18 protein-coding genes are annotated in these 14,108 nt (G+C 59.5%); 9 read left to right on the forward strand and 9 right to left on the reverse strand.

Going from position 1 to position 14,108, the window contains the following annotated elements; all coding sequences use genetic code 11:
- The first annotated feature begins 90 nt into the window (after positions 1 to 90).
- Both OHL18_RS17770 and OHL18_RS17775 read left to right on the forward strand, forming a co-directional pair.
- Entirely contained in the window at positions 91 to 423 is a 333-nt protein-coding gene (locus OHL18_RS17770) for a hypothetical protein (RefSeq protein WP_263376214.1), read from the forward strand.
- Between the two features lie 175 nt (positions 424 to 598).
- A complete protein-coding gene (locus OHL18_RS17775; protein WP_263376215.1) occupies positions 599 to 1,837 on the forward strand; it encodes a NupC/NupG family nucleoside CNT transporter in 1,239 nt (412 codons plus the stop codon).
- Positions 1,838 to 1,846: 9 nt separating this feature from the next.
- Here OHL18_RS17775 and OHL18_RS17780 read toward each other — a convergent pair whose 3' ends face one another.
- On the reverse strand, positions 1,847 to 2,395 hold the full coding sequence (locus tag OHL18_RS17780) for a thioredoxin domain-containing protein (protein WP_263376216.1): 549 nt from the start codon (positions 2,393 to 2,395) through the stop codon (positions 1,847 to 1,849).
- A gap of 146 nt (positions 2,396 to 2,541) precedes the next feature.
- Between OHL18_RS17780 and OHL18_RS17785 the strand changes: the two genes are divergently transcribed.
- From OHL18_RS17785 to OHL18_RS17795, 3 genes are read left to right on the forward strand one after another with little or no spacing between them, the layout of a single operon-like run.
- A complete protein-coding gene (locus tag OHL18_RS17785) occupies positions 2,542 to 3,390 on the forward strand; it encodes a purine-nucleoside phosphorylase (protein WP_263376217.1) in 849 nt (282 codons plus the stop codon).
- Between the two features lie 9 nt (positions 3,391 to 3,399).
- Entirely contained in the window at positions 3,400 to 4,575 is a 1,176-nt protein-coding gene (locus tag OHL18_RS17790) for an FAD-dependent oxidoreductase (RefSeq protein ID WP_263376218.1), read from the forward strand.
- Positions 4,576 to 4,580: 5 nt separating this feature from the next.
- Positions 4,581 to 5,228, forward strand: coding sequence for a trimeric intracellular cation channel family protein (locus tag OHL18_RS17795; RefSeq protein ID WP_263376219.1), 648 nt, complete (start codon positions 4,581 to 4,583; stop codon positions 5,226 to 5,228).
- 49 nt (positions 5,229 to 5,277) lie between these two features.
- Here the strand turns inward: OHL18_RS17795 and OHL18_RS17800 are convergent, their stop codons facing one another.
- From OHL18_RS17800 to OHL18_RS17810, 3 genes are all read right to left on the reverse strand, one after another.
- Positions 5,278 to 6,087, reverse strand: coding sequence for a lysophospholipid acyltransferase family protein (locus tag OHL18_RS17800; RefSeq protein WP_263376220.1), 810 nt, complete (start codon positions 6,085 to 6,087; stop codon positions 5,278 to 5,280).
- Positions 6,088 to 6,093: 6 nt separating this feature from the next.
- Complete coding sequence (locus OHL18_RS17805) at positions 6,094 to 6,972, reverse strand: GNAT family N-acetyltransferase (RefSeq protein ID WP_263376221.1); 879 nt, start codon at positions 6,970 to 6,972, stop codon at positions 6,094 to 6,096.
- Between the two features lie 152 nt (positions 6,973 to 7,124).
- Complete coding sequence (locus OHL18_RS17810; RefSeq protein ID WP_263376222.1) at positions 7,125 to 7,925, reverse strand: lysophospholipid acyltransferase family protein; 801 nt, start codon at positions 7,923 to 7,925, stop codon at positions 7,125 to 7,127.
- Positions 7,926 to 8,042: 117 nt separating this feature from the next.
- Between OHL18_RS17810 and OHL18_RS17815 the strand changes: the two genes are divergently transcribed.
- Both OHL18_RS17815 and OHL18_RS17820 read left to right on the forward strand, forming a co-directional pair.
- The gene (locus OHL18_RS17815; RefSeq protein ID WP_263376223.1) at positions 8,043 to 8,573 is read left to right on the forward strand and encodes a DUF2062 domain-containing protein; all 531 of its coding nucleotides are present in this window, start codon (positions 8,043 to 8,045) and stop codon (positions 8,571 to 8,573) included.
- A 244-nt stretch (positions 8,574 to 8,817) separates the two neighbouring features.
- Positions 8,818 to 9,663 (forward strand): hypothetical protein, encoded by an 846-nt coding sequence (locus OHL18_RS17820; RefSeq protein WP_263376224.1) that lies wholly within the window; start codon positions 8,818 to 8,820, stop codon positions 9,661 to 9,663.
- A 195-nt stretch (positions 9,664 to 9,858) separates the two neighbouring features.
- On the opposite strand, the gene OHL18_RS17825 is transcribed toward OHL18_RS17820, so the two are convergent.
- Together OHL18_RS17825 and OHL18_RS17830 are read right to left on the reverse strand one after the other, a co-directional pair.
- Positions 9,859 to 10,776 (reverse strand): IS1595 family transposase, encoded by a 918-nt coding sequence (locus OHL18_RS17825; RefSeq protein WP_263376225.1) that lies wholly within the window; start codon positions 10,774 to 10,776, stop codon positions 9,859 to 9,861.
- Positions 10,773 to 11,000, reverse strand: a complete 228-nt coding sequence (locus OHL18_RS17830; RefSeq protein ID WP_263376226.1) for a hypothetical protein — start codon at positions 10,998 to 11,000, stop codon at positions 10,773 to 10,775. The genes OHL18_RS17825 and OHL18_RS17830 overlap by 4 nt, the downstream gene beginning before the upstream one ends.
- Before the next feature lie 91 nt (positions 11,001 to 11,091).
- Here OHL18_RS17830 and OHL18_RS17835 point away from each other — a divergent pair, with 91 nt between their 5' ends.
- Together OHL18_RS17835 and OHL18_RS17840 are read left to right on the forward strand one after the other, a co-directional pair.
- Entirely contained in the window at positions 11,092 to 11,517 is a 426-nt protein-coding gene (locus tag OHL18_RS17835) for a hypothetical protein (RefSeq protein ID WP_263376227.1), read from the forward strand.
- A 2-nt stretch (positions 11,518 to 11,519) separates the two neighbouring features.
- Positions 11,520 to 11,720 (forward strand): helix-turn-helix transcriptional regulator, encoded by a 201-nt coding sequence (locus tag OHL18_RS17840; protein WP_263376228.1) that lies wholly within the window; start codon positions 11,520 to 11,522, stop codon positions 11,718 to 11,720.
- A gap of 20 nt (positions 11,721 to 11,740) precedes the next feature.
- On the opposite strand, the gene OHL18_RS17845 is transcribed toward OHL18_RS17840, so the two are convergent.
- The 3 genes from OHL18_RS17845 to OHL18_RS17855 all read right to left on the reverse strand — a co-directional run bounded on the left by OHL18_RS17845 (position 11,741) and on the right by OHL18_RS17855 (position 13,901).
- Complete coding sequence (locus OHL18_RS17845) at positions 11,741 to 12,112, reverse strand: TadE family protein (RefSeq protein WP_263376229.1); 372 nt, start codon at positions 12,110 to 12,112, stop codon at positions 11,741 to 11,743.
- A gap of 116 nt (positions 12,113 to 12,228) precedes the next feature.
- Positions 12,229 to 12,672, reverse strand: a complete 444-nt coding sequence (locus OHL18_RS17850; RefSeq protein WP_263376230.1) for a TadE/TadG family type IV pilus assembly protein — start codon at positions 12,670 to 12,672, stop codon at positions 12,229 to 12,231.
- Positions 12,669 to 13,901 carry a Tad domain-containing protein gene (locus tag OHL18_RS17855; RefSeq protein ID WP_263376231.1) on the reverse strand — a complete coding sequence of 411 codons (1,233 nt, stop codon included), beginning with the start codon at positions 13,899 to 13,901 and terminating at the stop codon, positions 12,669 to 12,671. The genes OHL18_RS17850 and OHL18_RS17855 overlap by 4 nt, the downstream gene beginning before the upstream one ends.
- Positions 13,902 to 14,108 lie beyond the last annotated feature (207 nt).

A 14,108-nucleotide genomic window follows, 5' to 3' on the forward strand; every position in this document is an offset into this window, starting at 1 on the left:
GGAGCTCCGCAGTCGTATCGCGATGCGCAGTGGAGAGACCCCCGCATTGCCGGCCCCATACCTGACGATTTCATCCGCCAGGTATGGGATTTGCTCATTCCCAGAAAAATAGATCATTCTCCTGAAATGGAAAACTTCATCGCGGTGCGCAAGGTTCAGCTGACGAACCGCCACCTAAATCCGGGACGCACTACTCATACCCTCGTGGACAGCCAGGGCCGTCGCCCATTCGCTCCGTTCAAAGAACTGGTGATCGCTCATACCCCCGGAACGGTAGGCTACTACCTCATGCACCACAGCATTGATGGAACAGGTACGGATACATGGCATGAATCTTTGGAAGATGCGATGCACCAAGGTGAATGGGAATTTGAGGTAAAACCTAGTGAATGGGTCGAAGTGAACGAGCCTTACAGTTCGTAACCGGAATTACAGTCTGAGAGTTTTCGAAGGCATGAGTAATCGCCTGCAGCAGGCGTTAGACCGTCGTCCTTGCAAGCAAAGGTCTCATACTGAAAAGCATTAGGTTCCGCGCGGTTCCACCGAGTACACTCAGTCCCATCCGCACAGTTGCCCGCATACTCTCAGGAGCCTCCATTTGGCACGTTTCACCGGACTTCTCGGTCTCATCGTCTTCCTCGGCCTCGCTTATGCCTTCTCCACCAATCGCCGAGCGATCAAGTGGCGCACGGTAGCCTGGGGTCTCGGGCTGCAGATCATCTTCGCCTTCCTGGTCATCAAGTGGGGCACTGGGCAGACGATCCTGCACAGCATCTCGACCGTGATTACGTCGCTGCTGGGCCACGCGGCGGACGGCTCATCGCTCGTCTTCGGACACATCGGCACACCGGGCGATCCGCTCGCCACACTGGCCTTCGCCGTTCTGCCGACCATTATCTTTGTTAGCGCCTTCTTCGCCGTGATGTATCACATTGGCGTGATGCAGCAGGTCATCCGAGCCGTCGCGTGGATCATGCAGCGGACCATGGGGACCTCCGGCGCTGAGTCGACAAACGTCGCCGCCAGCATCTTCATGGGGCAGACCGAAGCTCCTCTGACCATCCGCCCATTCCTCGCCGGGGCCACGCGCAGCGAGCTGATGGTCATCATGACCTCCGGCATGGCGCACGTCTCAGGCGGCATCATGGCGGCGTACATCAGCTTCGGCATCAACGCGCAAGACCTGCTCTCCGCCGTCATCATGACCGCGCCGGGAACGATTCTCGTAGCGAAGATGCTTGTGCCGGAGACGGAAGTCCCCGCTACGGCGGGCACGGTCAACATGCCGCGCGAAGAGGTCCACGAGAAGGACAACCTCATCGGCGCCATCGCCCGCGGGACCATCGATGGCGGCCAACTGGCCTTCAACGTGGCCATCATGCTGATCAGCTTCGTCGCTCTGGTGGGCCTGGCGAACGCTATCATGCTGGGCATCTCAAACTTCGCGTGGGCGCATGGACACATCCCGTTCCCACACTCTTTGAACGCGATCCTCGGCGTCGTCGGCGCTCCCGTGGCATGGCTCATCGGCATCCCATGGCACGAGGCGAAGGTCATCGGCAACCTGTTAGGCACTCGGACGATGATCAATGAGTTCGTTGCCTTCACCCAGCTTGGCGCGATCAAGTCGACCCTCGCGCCGCGCACCTTTTCCATCGCCACCTTCGCCCTCTGCGGCTTCGCCAACGTTGGCTCCATCGGTATGCAGATTGGTGGTATCGGCGCGCTCGTCCCCAATCGCCGCAACGATCTCGCTCAGCTTGGTCTTCGTGCCATGCTGGCGGGAACGATGGCGAACCTTATGTCGGCTAGCATCGTGTCCATGCTGATCAAATAACCGAAACAGCTAGCCAATCAGCTTCTTATAGGGCGGCTCATCCGAGATTTGTCGGTAGATAAACTTCCGCTCAATCTTTGCGCCCTTCAGCAGAAAGATTCCCGGCATCTGGTGGCCATCGCCCTGGATCTTCCCGATGCCGTGCTTGAAGATGTTGCCCTTCAACCATCCGAACCACACGAAGGGATTGATGAGCGTCAGCGCCGGATGGCTGCGCCCCAGCCCGAATGCCTCGTTCTGATAGATGGTCGCTTGGGGGTCGTGAATTCGCTCGACCTCGGGAATCTTGTAGAAGTCGAAGTGCGCCTTCGCGATCTCGCAGGTACCGAGATGCACGAAGACAGGCCGCACTCCGCGAGCCGCTAGTTCGGGGCCAAGGTCGGCGACATCGCTAATCGCCTTGCGGCAGAATGAGCAACCGAAGTGCCGCAAAAACACCAGCAGCACGGGCGACTCCGTCGTGAGCGTCAGAAGATCCTTCCCGGATTCTGTCTGAACTCCCGCAAGCATCTTCGCGAGATCGCTTTGATTACCCATTACAGCGTCCGCCGTCGCCACATCTCACCTCGCTCCAAACTCTATGCAGAGATAGACAAAATGAAAAGCGCGAAATTGTCAGATAGCGGCACGGGAGGCTATACCGGCATCTTCTGGTAGGCTTGCGCCGATCTCTGCGGGCACCAAGTACACTTTATTTGACCCTTATGCCTGACCAATACGCCCGCGCCACCGCCGCCGTTGAAGCCATCCGCAGCCTCAGCCCCACCACGCCAGCCATCGGCATCATCCTTGGCTCCGGTCTTGGGGCCTTCGCCTCGCAGGTCGAAAACGCGATCGCCATCCCCTACGCCGACATCCCCCACTTCCCTCAGTCCACCGTCGTCGGGCACTCCGGAAAGCTGGTGCTCGGCACCATCGGCGGAGTCCAGGTCGCGGTCATGCAGGGCCGGGTACACGCCTATGAGGGCTACGCGGTCGAAGAGGTCGTCTTTCCTGCCCGCGTCCTCGGGCTGCTTGGCTGCAAGACGCTCATCGTCACCAACGCCGCCGGCGGCATCCGCAGCTCCCTCCGCCCCGGTGAGCTCGTCGTCCTCTCCGACCACATCAACCTCACCGGCATGAACGCCGCCGGCGGCCCCAACGAGCCCCGTTTCGCCATGACTCCCGGCGCCGGCCAGCGCTTCTTCGACATGAGCACCGTCTACACCCCGAAGCTGCGGGCGCTGGCCGTGATGGAGGCCGACAAGCAGGGCTTCGACCTGACCGAAGGCATCTACCTCGCCGTGCTTGGGCCAAGCTTCGAGACGCCTGCCGAGATCCGCGCCTTCCGCACACTCGGCGCGGACCTGGTCGGCATGTCCACCGTGCATGAGGTCATCGTGGCGCGGCACATGGGCCTCGATGTGCTGGGCATCTCGCTGGTCACCAACATGGCTGCAGGCGTGGTCGATCAGGCCATCGACCACGAGGATGTGCTGGAGATCGGCCGCAACGTGGAGAAGAGATTTACCAACCTGCTTACCGCCATCGTCCCAAAGATAGAAGCAAGCTAAGCGAGTTTTATGAGTGCCGTTGAAGGAAAGAAGATTGCTATCGTCGGCGGAGGGCCAGGCGGGCTTACGCTGGCCCGGCTGCTACAGCAAGGCAATGCGCAGGTCACCGTGTATGAGCGCGACCAGAGCCGCACTGCGCGCGTCCAGGGTAGCGCACTGGACCTCCACGAAGACTCCGGGCTGGCTGCGCTGGAAGCTGCTGGCCTGATCGATGACTTCTGGCTCAATCACCGGCCGGAGCTCGATCGTCTTCGCCTTACCGATGCTTCCGGAAGGATTCTTCACGATCATCCTCGCCAGATGTCCGGTGCCGGGAAGAGGCCGGAGATCGAGCGCGGACCGTTGCGCGATCTTCTACTCAACTCGCTCCAGCCCGGCACGGTGGAATGGGCCTGCAAGCTCCAGTCAGCAGAGACGCAAGGCGAGCAGGTGCTGTTACGTTTCGCTGGCGGAAAGACGGCGCTGGCCGACATCGTCATCGGAAGCGACGGCGCAAACTCGCGCTTGCGTGAATTCGTCACTCCCATCCAGCCGCAGTATGTCGGTGTGACGCTCGTAGAGTGTCTCGTTCCTGCGGCGAAGCAGGCTATACCGGAGTTGTGGGAGCTGCTTGGCGGGGCAGCGTTGATCGCTCTCGGAGGTGAACGAACGATCGGCATGGGAACCAAGCCCGACGGCAGTGTTCTGATCTATGCGGGATTGAAGACGCATGACGGTATTGCGAAACAAAGCCTTGAAGAGGCGAACTCCCCAGACCAGCGCGTCGCATGGTTCCACGCCAACTTTGCGGGATGGAGTGAACTGTGGGTCCCGCTCTTCAGAGAAGCCGTGTCGATGGTCTGGCGACCTCTGCTCGTTTGCCCGTCCAATCAACATTGGGAGCCAAAGCCCAAGGTCACGTTGATCGGCGACGCAGCGCATGTGATGCCACCGTACGCAGGCGAAGGTGTGAATATGGCGATGCTCGACGCTCTGGTGCTGTCTAAGCTTCTGCTCAGCGATCAGACGTCCTCCGCAGCGATTGCGGCGTATGAAGCGGAGATGTTTGCCCGGATGCAGCACATGACGGCGGACACCATGGCAAACACAGAGATGTTCTATGCGCCGGATGCAGCCGACCGTGTCGTGGCCTTGTTTCGCAGCTTCGGTGGAGCAGAGGCAGTGCCACCCGCCTTGCAGGCTTAGTGCCGATGCTTATCCCACACCCATTGAACCTCCCGATCACGACCGCGTTCTTCGTCATCGACTTCGGCGGCGTCTTCGCTGGAGCTCTGGGCGGTGCATTCGCCGCCAGAGAAAACCAGCGCTATCAATTCGACTTCGTCGGAGTGCTGGGCCTTGCGCTCATCTCCGCGCTTGGCGGAGGGATTGCCCGCGACGTGTTGCTCGGACACGGGCCGCCGCTCGCTCTGGTCGATACACGGTACCTGCTGGTTGCCTTGGCTGGCGGAGCGCTTGGGCTCGCCGTCTCGCATAAGAGCGCTTGGCTGCGACGCGTGCTGGTGGGTGTCGATGTGGTCGCTTTGGGACTCTTCGCTGTGGCAGGGTCGGCGCGAGCACGGGCCGCCGGTATGAGCTTTCTTCCCGCAATGCTTCTGGGCGTTACGACCGCCGTCGGAGGCGGTTCGCTGCGAGACGTCTTCAGTGGGCGAACGCCAAAAGTCTTCGAGCGCGGCGAACCCTATGCCATCGTGGCAGCCGTGGCGAGCGCGGTGTTTCTGGTCGCTGAGCGCTCGCTAGGCACGGGCGTAGCCGCCACGACGTTGGCAGTCGCATGCAGCTTCATCCTGCGCCTTGCAGCCATGCGGTTTCACTGGAAGACCCGCGCGGCGCGATGACGCTGCCAAGTATGGGGTGGTACGCAACCAAGCACAGCACCCGGAGCCACTATCCCTCTGCAAGCACCGCAGCCTCATCTCGAAACCGATGATGTGGGACTCCAATCTCCCAGCCCAGCTCCTCATACCCCCGCGCCACCCGCGCCTGCGCATTCTCCGAGAGCGAGAACCTGTCGCTCCCCTCAACCGGCTCATCCTTGAATTCAATCTGAGCCGCGAGCCCTTCAAGTCCCAGGCACTTGAAGATATGCGGCCCAAAGTAAGCGTCGCCCCACCAGCAGACATCGTCCGCTACGGTCGCGGCGCCGTTGTCGCCGTGAATGGAAAGCCGCAAGGCTGACGTTCGCAGAGCGATGCCATTGTTCAGGATGGAGTGAAACAACCCACGCCGGAACGGGAGAACTCCCTCGCCATTCGTGGTCGTTCCCTCAGGAAAGAACAGCACCGGCAATCCGCGTTGATACGCCTCGGCCATCGCACGATTGACCGCAGGGTACGTCCGTGGGCCGCCGCCGCGGTCGACATAGACCGTTCCGGCTTGAGCCGTCAGACGGCCAAGCAGCGGCCAGCTTTTGATCTCGGTCTTGGCCACCATGATGAACGGCCGTGTCGCGCTGTAGAGAAGAATATCGAGATAGCTAAGGTGATTCGAGACGACGGCACCAGACTCAGGCAGCTTTCCCGTAACAGTGACCTTGATGCCCATGACCGAGACGATCCGGCGGCACCATCCGTGAATCCAGACAGCACCACCCGCGCCATACTTTGGCCGCTTGATCCACAGGTCCACCGTGGCCGCCAGCAGCATCGCCAAAAGCAGCACACTCCGTACGACACTGCGGACGAATCGCACGACCATAAAACTTTAGCGCGCCTCGAGGAACCGTGCCGCCACCCGCGGATGCAGCGTCTGCAGGTCGAGCAGCGTCAGGAAGTCAATCGTCTTGAACTCGCGATCGATCGCCGGCCCGCTGCAGATCTTCGCGCCGATCGTCAGATAGGCCCGCAGGAGCTTGGGAGCGCGCTCTTCGGATGCGCCACAGGTGCGTTCCGGCATGACGAACTCGCCCTTTGCCTTGGTCTGCAGCGCGTCCTCAGCCATCCAGTTTTTCAGCGAGTCATGCACCCCATAGCCCTCATCAGGATTCTGCGAGGTCAGCGAGCAGCAGCCCATCATGTATCGTCCGCCGTTCATCAGCGAGTAGCGCGCTATTCCTCGCCACAACAGATTGAGTACCTCTGGCGAGCGGTGGTCGCGGCGAATGCAGGCGCGTCCCAGCTCCACGATCTGCGAGCGCATGTGCTCGTAGGGGGCGAAGTCGAACTCCTGCTCGCTGTAGTAACCGAAGTTGCGTCCCGCCACATCGCCCATCTGGATGCGGTAGGTCCCGACGATCTCCCCCGTCGTCTTCTCTTCGACGATCAGGTGGTCGCAAACATCGTCAAACTTGTCCTTGTCGTAGCCGTCGACGTAAGCGGACTGCAAGCCCTCATTCAGTTCCAGGTTGAAGACCATGAATCGCAGGCGGTAGGTAGCGTTCCGCTCCTGCTCGGTCAGCGCCAGGCGAGCGACATAAGCGCCTGCCTCCAGCCGCAGGTCTTCCCGGCGCGGGGCGCGGACTTCAGTGGCAATTTGAGGATGAGAGACTTCGGGAATAGAGACGTGAGGCTTGGAGTCGACCGCCGTATCAAGCACTACCGGCGGCAGCAGGAGAACGGAAGGGGACGCGGTCACTGTAAGCATCGACTCTCCGAAGACTTCAGATTCATTACTTCCACTCTGAGTCTGCGGTGCGATTTGTTACAGCACGTCTACGTCACGTAAACATTTGTTGAATCGAAAATGGTGCACTCTTTTCGATACAACCCTTGTGTCATCCTCTGAACACTGCGCTTTTATTCGCGCACCAGGTCGGCACCGGCGATGACCGGATTGTCCAACTCCACGGGGACGTTGCCCCCCAGCGCGGCCACCGCCGCCTGCGCCTCCACCGACGCCGCCTTGCGATGCAGCCGGTCTTGAGAAAACTCTATGGGAGACGCCCCAAAGCGGACCTCGGCGTGAACGCCCCGCAGGCCTAAAAACCCGAAGACGTGCTGCCACAACGACTTGTCGCCCCAGCAGACATCCTGCCCCACAGTGACTCCCGGATCGTTCTTCTCCGTCAGGCTGTAGCGGATGAACGCCGCCGTCATCGGAGCCTTCGCGGCCAGCGCCTGGCCCAGCAGGCCGGAGTGAAACTTCAGCAGCTTGCTCCCGTTAGAGGTCGTTCCTTCCGGGAAAAAGACCACCGGCAGCCCATCGTCCATCGCCGCTTTCATCGCCTTGCTCGCCCGCAACGCGGAGCCGCCCCGGCCACGCTCGACATAGACAGTCCCTGCGCGCGTGGTCATCCAACCTAGGACGGGTACATCCGCAATCTCGATCTTCGAGACGAAGACGCACGGATGCAACGAAGCCAGCGTAACGATATCCAGGTAGCTCAGGTGGTTCGAGATGACAGCGCCATGGCTGGGAAATGTGCCCACCACGTCGACCTTGATCCCCATTCCCTTCATCGCACGCGAGCAGAAGAGGTGCAGCCACTCCGCGCGGCGCTGGCGCGACTCCGGCTGATCGACGATCAGCTCCCCCGCCGCCTGCATGAAGTAACCCATCAGCTTGATGCCGCGCACTACCGCTCGCAACTTCCCCATCCCGCGCCCTGCTCCTGCAAAATCAGACTCTCAGTCCCCGGTTCGTAATTGGTACCTTAACCAGTTCCTGCACAGCTTTAATCGTTTACCGCTGTTTTGCAGTCTATCCTGTCTGCTGTGAGCCTCCCCGCCCATCCCGAACGCCGCCATCCGTTTTTGTATCGCAGCATTGTGCTGCCCGTGCTGGCCTTGCTGCGCATGGGCGCGAGCCCGGAAAAGCTGGCGTGGAGCATCTCGCTCGGCCTCGTCGTCGGCGTCAACCCGTTGCTCGGCTCGACGACGCTGCTGTGCCTGGGCCTCGCTCTGCTCTTCCGGCTGAACCTGCCCGCATCGCAGCTCGCCAACCACCTTATGTATCCGGTTGAGATTGTGCTGCTCTTTCCGTTTCTGAAGTTTGGAGCCTTCGTCTTCCAGACCGGCCCTATTCCTCTTGCGCCATCGGTCCTCTTCGCCGAAGTCCGCTCGCATCCTCTTGCCCTGGTAAAGAGCGTCTGGCTCTGGGAGTGGCATGCGCTCGCAACCTGGGCCATCGCCGCGGCGGTTCTTCTCCCCCTGATCGCTGCGCTTCTGACTCCCGTGCTTCGGAGGATGCTCGTCCGCGCGGAGGCACATCACGCTGCTCTGGCCTCCCCCGTGTCAACTTTCTGAACAAAAAGATTCTGAACAAAAAGATGTCAATGATCCTTGACATCATGTTGTAGCGAAAGTAAAGTCTACTAACAATAATCCCTTTCACTCAGGCTAGGGGTCGGCGGCGATCTAAGTGTACAGATAAAGGACTGAAAGCAAAGGTCTTTGTGCTTTGTCCTCGCGTTCTTTCCTCGGCTACTACACTCCGGGCCTTTATCCCGTCTGCTATACGGTTAGGCCACCTGCGGTAGACTTGCGGCCAATGACCGCAATCGCATCTTCTTTTTCTCCCGAAGGCTTTGTTATCGGATCGGATGGACTTAGAACCGACGAAAACGGCAATGTAGTAACACTCTCAGCCCAGAAGATATGGCCGGGAGAGCATCGGGACTTTCGTTTTGCGGTTGGTTGGGCGGGGACATCTTCGTTCACCTTCCCCAGTGGGCGGCGATTCAGTTTCGCGGATGAGTTGAACGCGGCTGTGTCTCGGATCAAAGATGTGACTTTCTCAGGCGCGATGATGTACGTTGACGCGCTGGCCAAGATGGTTGCGGAATCTCTTTTATCAAGCCTAGAACCCGTTTCTAGTGAGTCGTCTGGCATGCTGGCCCGCGCTGTGTTTGTTGGTTATTACAAAGGAAACCCCGCACGGCTGGAGGTGTGGTTCAACCACGATAACGGGTGGTTGGTTGAACCAGAAATCCGCATCATGGACTCAGACTTGTCCGCTTTTGCGATTTTTAGCGGATCGGCGGGCGTATTCGAGAGCATGGGGCTGAAAAGAGCACCTAAGTCCCTGTTCGAAGCCGCGCTGTACGTGTCGACCTACCTGCAAATGTGCGTTGATGGGCGCGAGTCGTCGGAGGACTGCAAGTCATTTGGCGGACGGGTGCAATTAGCGCAAGTGTCCGAAGACGGCTTTGTTTGGCTTGATTCATCCGAAGAGCCAGACACCCAGCAAAGCGCTATCCTACGCCGCCTGATTCAATCGCCACCCATCTCGAAAGCAGAGATTAGCGCCAAGATCAAGGCGGAACGCGCGGCCAAGAAAGCCGCAAGCGCAAAGAAGTCTGTCCAGAAAATGGACGATGCCGCGCCCTCGGCGTGAACCGAGGGCGACGGGTTTATTACCTAACCTTGATCGTCACTGTTACTTTGCAATGCTTCAGAAACAGATGGAGCAAGGTGTAGGCCGTAAGTAGAGCCATAACAACCCCTAACTGCTGGAATCGTAAGCCAGTATTTCCGGGGTCCCTTACGCGGACTCCGCATCGACTCTACCATCGTCCGTTTCTCGGGCAGACTAGAATCCATCATCCGTGAGCAGTTTGTAAGGCAAAGGCTTTCGGCTCAACAGGTTTACCAGCGTCATCTCGAATATCCAAGGCTGCATCCGCCGTCTGTTGTACCGCCAGCAAAACTCTCCCAGATAGCGATTGATGTGCTGCTTGCCTAGCTTGTGATAGCTCCCGATGATGCCCCGCTTGAAGAGCGAGAATGCACCTTCGATGGTTCTGTTAGTGATCGGTACTCCCGCTTTGCGCTCCCGAAAATGGTTCCCGGCAACATGCTTATCGCGGGGGATGATGGACTTGTAAACGGGCGCTCCATCCGTGATGATCTGCGGCGCGTTCGGGCTGACAACAGCGTCTATCACTTTCTTTAGCGTCTCGCCTTTGATGTTCTCAACCTGCTGGAGATGGACGCGGCCATTACGTTCCGCGATCCCAAACACCTTGATCTTTGATTTCTTGCCATCTGCATTGCCGCCCCGGACACTTCCGCCAATGAACGATTCGTCCATTTCTAGGACTTGGCCTTGTTCGCCCAGCGGGGCAATACTCACATCGGACATGGCGTTGCGGATACGGTGACACACGTACCACGCGGTTTTGTAGGTCATGCCAACATGCCGCCGAACCTGATTCGCTGAGATGCCTTTCTTCGCCTCAGCCATTAGAGCGATGACCGCGAACCACTTCGTTAGAGGCAAGTGCGAATCGTGAAACAGCGTGTTGGACGTGGCCGAAAACATCAGGCCGCACGATGCACATTCAAACAACTTGCGGGGCTTGCCAGTCTTGCCCTTGCTTTCAATCAACCAGCATTTGTCATGGTCACAGGCTACGCAGCGAACACCGTGCGGCCACCGGACACGGATCAAGTGCAACAAGGCCGCATCTTCAGTTTGGAACTTGCGGGCTAGAGAGAAGAGATTCATGCCTGACCTGCTTTCTCCGTGGGCCCAAGAACTGAGCGAGCAACTGTCTGCAATTTGCTCACAGAGTCGAGCACGGCTTGCGATCTTGAAACAGCTACGCCCTGAAACTCAGCGGCCAAACGCGGACGATGAAACAAATCGACCAGTTCCGCCACCTCATCAGACATCGCTGTAACCGTCTCGACCAGTTGCGCTAGAAGTTGCTTCATGTCTGCTTCGTTCATCGTCCACCTCGAAAACATAATGCACTTGCGCTCAACCTGAGTCAAGGGGATTACTGTTAGTCTACTTGTCACTTATTCAAGGAGACCAGACATGTTCTTCACAACTTGTTCCGCCACGATGACTCGCAAGGAGCGCATTCGCGCGATGCGTCCTTTCTACTTCCTATTCTCCCTCTACATGCCCTTTTGCCTTATGCTGTCCATCTTCAAACCGGTGAAGAACAGCACAGCGGCATGGATGCTCGATCTGGGCACGGGCGTCACCATGGTTGCGATGTTGGTCGCTGCGGCGATCGGCTTTGCCCGTCAACGCGACGAGTATCAGCGCAAGCTCCTCACCGAAGCCATGATCTGGGGCATCAGTGGAATGCTCGCCATCACCACCGTATGGGGTCTGCTCGAGACGCATACCAGCATCCCGCGCATGGACATCCTGCTGAACTTCCCCATCTTCATCACGATCACCGCGATCGCCAAGGTTGTCCTCTTCCGCCGCAGCCCCGCAGGCAACGAGTAGGCATGGAAAACCGTCTCCGTGTCCTTCGCGCCGAGCGCCGCTGGTCGCAAGCCGATCTTGCCAAGGAACTTCGCATCTCGCGCCAGTCCGTCAACGCGATCGAGACGGGCAAGTACGATCCCAGTCTTCCGCTGGCCTTCAAACTTGCCCGGCTCTTCGAGACCACGATTGAGGCCATCTTCAGCGACGCCATTGAAGGCTGAGCACGCGCGCTCCAAGTCGATCACCGCGTGATCGTCCGTTGTGCGGAGCCGGAGACGGTGATGCTGCTGTTCTTATAAAATGGGAGAAACGTCAAATAAGTCATGGAAACCGTGACCGTGACAGTTCCTCCGACGGTATTTCCCGCGCTGTAGGCGGCAGTGATCACGGTCCCGGACGCCGGCGCGGTAAAGAGAAATCCGCTGGCATAGCTCTTCACCGAGTCCGTTGTACTGGGAGCGAGCGCCGTGGAGCTATGCAGCGCCGCATATCGCGCCGCCATGTTCGCTGCGCAGATCGCATTGCCCCGGCCAAGGAGCACTAGCGAAAAGTTGAAGATGCCGAAGACCAGAAGGAAGAACGTCGGCAGCACGAGGGCCAACTCAATCAGCATCACCCCGCATTCCTGTCGCCGGGTGGCTCGAAGGCGGTGTGAAGCAGTCACACCGATCTGCCCGGAGAAGCGTCGAGACGCCCCGCGGAGCCGCCTGTTGCGAGCCGGCGGCGAGGCTACTGCGACCACGGCACCTGAAAGATCGCTGCCCCACTCAGGGTGCGGCTGGGAGAGACTCCCGGAAAGGAAAGTGGCGACGGCACGCTCGCGCTGGTCTTGACGACAACATATTTATACGGTGTAACGCCACCGCTGCATGTGGACGTACTCGCTACCGACGATCCTCCGGCTGAACAGGTCCAGAGATTCGTCGCCGTGACGGAAAATCCGCTGACGCCGGTCGCCGCGTTGGTCGCCGCTGTCTGCATGCCGCTCAGGTTTCCTTCGTTGCCGGGAATCGCACCCCACGCGGCACCGGCCGTTGCCGCTACCTGCAACTGCATTGCTTCCTGAATGGCTACTGCATAGTCGACCATCCCGACCAGGATCATCATGAGCACCGAAAGAAAGACGGCGAACTCCACCATCGCACTGCCGTCGCTGTCTCGCAGGAAGTTCATTGCACCAGCACCGCCTGCGTGCGGAATGGATTACCCGTGCTGATCGTGGAAAAGTCGCTGAAGAGATTCAGCGTACTGCTGTCCAGGTAGATGCTGTCGGTCACGACGCCAATGTAGCCGGGAGACCAGGTCGAGCTTCCGTTCGTCATCTGCACCCCCGTCCCGCTGACGTACCAGATGCCGTTCCCGTAGTACTGCGCGTCGTTGAACTGGAGGTCCTGCGCTGCGGTGTGGACCCAGTTGCGATCGGTGAAGAACAGGATGTTGACCAGCGACCCTCCGGAACTGGCCGTGGGGGCGTTCAGGTCGACGTTGCCGTCGCCGTCGAAGATGATCTGCCCATAAGGGATACTTCCGCTCCCTTTGGTGAAGTAAAGCGTCACCCCCGAGCCGGAGAGGTTCGAGGCGGTCGCGTGTAGCCCGCCGGTGATCACATAAAGCCCGGGATTGAAGTAGACGTTCGTTCCGGTAAAGGTCATGCCCGGTTTGCTGGCGCTGCCGCAGTACGTTCCAGGGCTGATGCTGTTGTAGCCGCTGGTCGTGACGCTGAAGGTGGTGTGATTGCACGAACCCAGCGTGGGCTGGGCGAGACTCGCGAGCGGGTCAGCCGCGGTCGCTGCGTTGTACGTCGGCGTGGGATAGTAGGAGCCCAGCAGAGACGACTGCCCCAATGCGCCCGTGGCGTTGATGGCGTACTCGTCCAGCGACTCCGAAGAGGTCAGATAGAGGTTGTTCTTGATGTAAACGGGACAGCGAGAAAACATGCCCTGGCTTGGGATACCTTTGCTGTTCGTCAGGTTCAGCGTGTAGCTGTTCGAGATTCCGGCGGTGTTCGTCAGATAGCCGCAGGGCGGCATCATGGCGGCGGCACTGACGCTGACCGTTGCCTTGCCCCCATTCAGCGCGCCCATAAAGATCGTATTGACGGTTTGGGTGATCGTCACGTATTGCACGTCGTAGCGGGCGGGAAAATCGCCCGTCGTGGGCGGACTGGTCACCGTGATGGTGACGTTGTTGGAGCCATTGGTGAACCCGTTAGCGGCCGCGTTGGCCATCGCCTGCGCGGCCTGCTTACCGGAACAGCGCTCCCACTCCAGCTCCGCGCCCAGGGCGGCGGAGTCGGCAGCACTCTGCATCTGCAGCTTCTTCAACTCGAGCAGGCCCACGTCGATCGACAGGCCGCAGAACAGGAGGATGACCGGCAGCATAACGGCGAATAACGGTAACAAGACTTAGATCCCCTCTCGACTGACTGCAAGGCGTAAGCCCGGGGCCGTCCATCCAGCAGCTTCTCCGTGGCCCCGAGAAGATCATCGGCAGTTGACCAGGGCTACATGATTCGGCCTCGGGATGTCGCTCAAAGAGTCAATGCGAGCGCCCGAAAGGGGACCGGCGGCGGCCCGAAGCAAGAGCTGGTCGATTTTCACCTGGCATCG

Origin of the sequence: Granulicella aggregans, from assembly GCF_025685565.1 — a bacterium.
GTDB lineage: Bacteria > Acidobacteriota > Terriglobia > Terriglobales > Acidobacteriaceae > Edaphobacter > Edaphobacter aggregans_B.

Bases quoted from the DNA above. Each gene is read 5' to 3' on its own strand.
- OHL18_RS17785 (WP_263376217.1), top strand. From the start codon at position 2,542: ATGCCTGACCAATACGCCCGCGCCACCGCCGCCGTTGAAGCCATCCGC.
- OHL18_RS17790 (WP_263376218.1), top strand. From the start codon at position 3,400: ATGAGTGCCGTTGAAGGAAAGAAGATTGCTATCGTCGGCGGAGGGCCA.
- OHL18_RS17795 (WP_263376219.1), top strand. From the start codon at position 4,581: ATGCTTATCCCACACCCATTGAACCTCCCGATCACGACCGCGTTCTTC.
- OHL18_RS17800 (WP_263376220.1), bottom strand. From the start codon at position 6,087: ATGGTCGTGCGATTCGTCCGCAGTGTCGTACGGAGTGTGCTGCTTTTG.
- OHL18_RS17805 (WP_263376221.1), bottom strand. From the start codon at position 6,972: ATGCTTACAGTGACCGCGTCCCCTTCCGTTCTCCTGCTGCCGCCGGTA.
- OHL18_RS17810 (WP_263376222.1), bottom strand. From the start codon at position 7,925: ATGGGGAAGTTGCGAGCGGTAGTGCGCGGCATCAAGCTGATGGGTTAC.
- OHL18_RS17820 (WP_263376224.1), top strand. From the start codon at position 8,818: ATGACCGCAATCGCATCTTCTTTTTCTCCCGAAGGCTTTGTTATCGGA.
- OHL18_RS17825 (WP_263376225.1), bottom strand. From the start codon at position 10,776: ATGAATCTCTTCTCTCTAGCCCGCAAGTTCCAAACTGAAGATGCGGCC.
- OHL18_RS17830 (WP_263376226.1), bottom strand. From the start codon at position 11,000: ATGAACGAAGCAGACATGAAGCAACTTCTAGCGCAACTGGTCGAGACG.
- OHL18_RS17835 (WP_263376227.1), top strand. From the start codon at position 11,092: ATGTTCTTCACAACTTGTTCCGCCACGATGACTCGCAAGGAGCGCATT.
- OHL18_RS17840 (WP_263376228.1), top strand. From the start codon at position 11,520: ATGGAAAACCGTCTCCGTGTCCTTCGCGCCGAGCGCCGCTGGTCGCAA.
- OHL18_RS17845 (WP_263376229.1), bottom strand. From the start codon at position 12,112: ATGCTGATTGAGTTGGCCCTCGTGCTGCCGACGTTCTTCCTTCTGGTC.
- OHL18_RS17850 (WP_263376230.1), bottom strand. From the start codon at position 12,672: ATGAACTTCCTGCGAGACAGCGACGGCAGTGCGATGGTGGAGTTCGCC.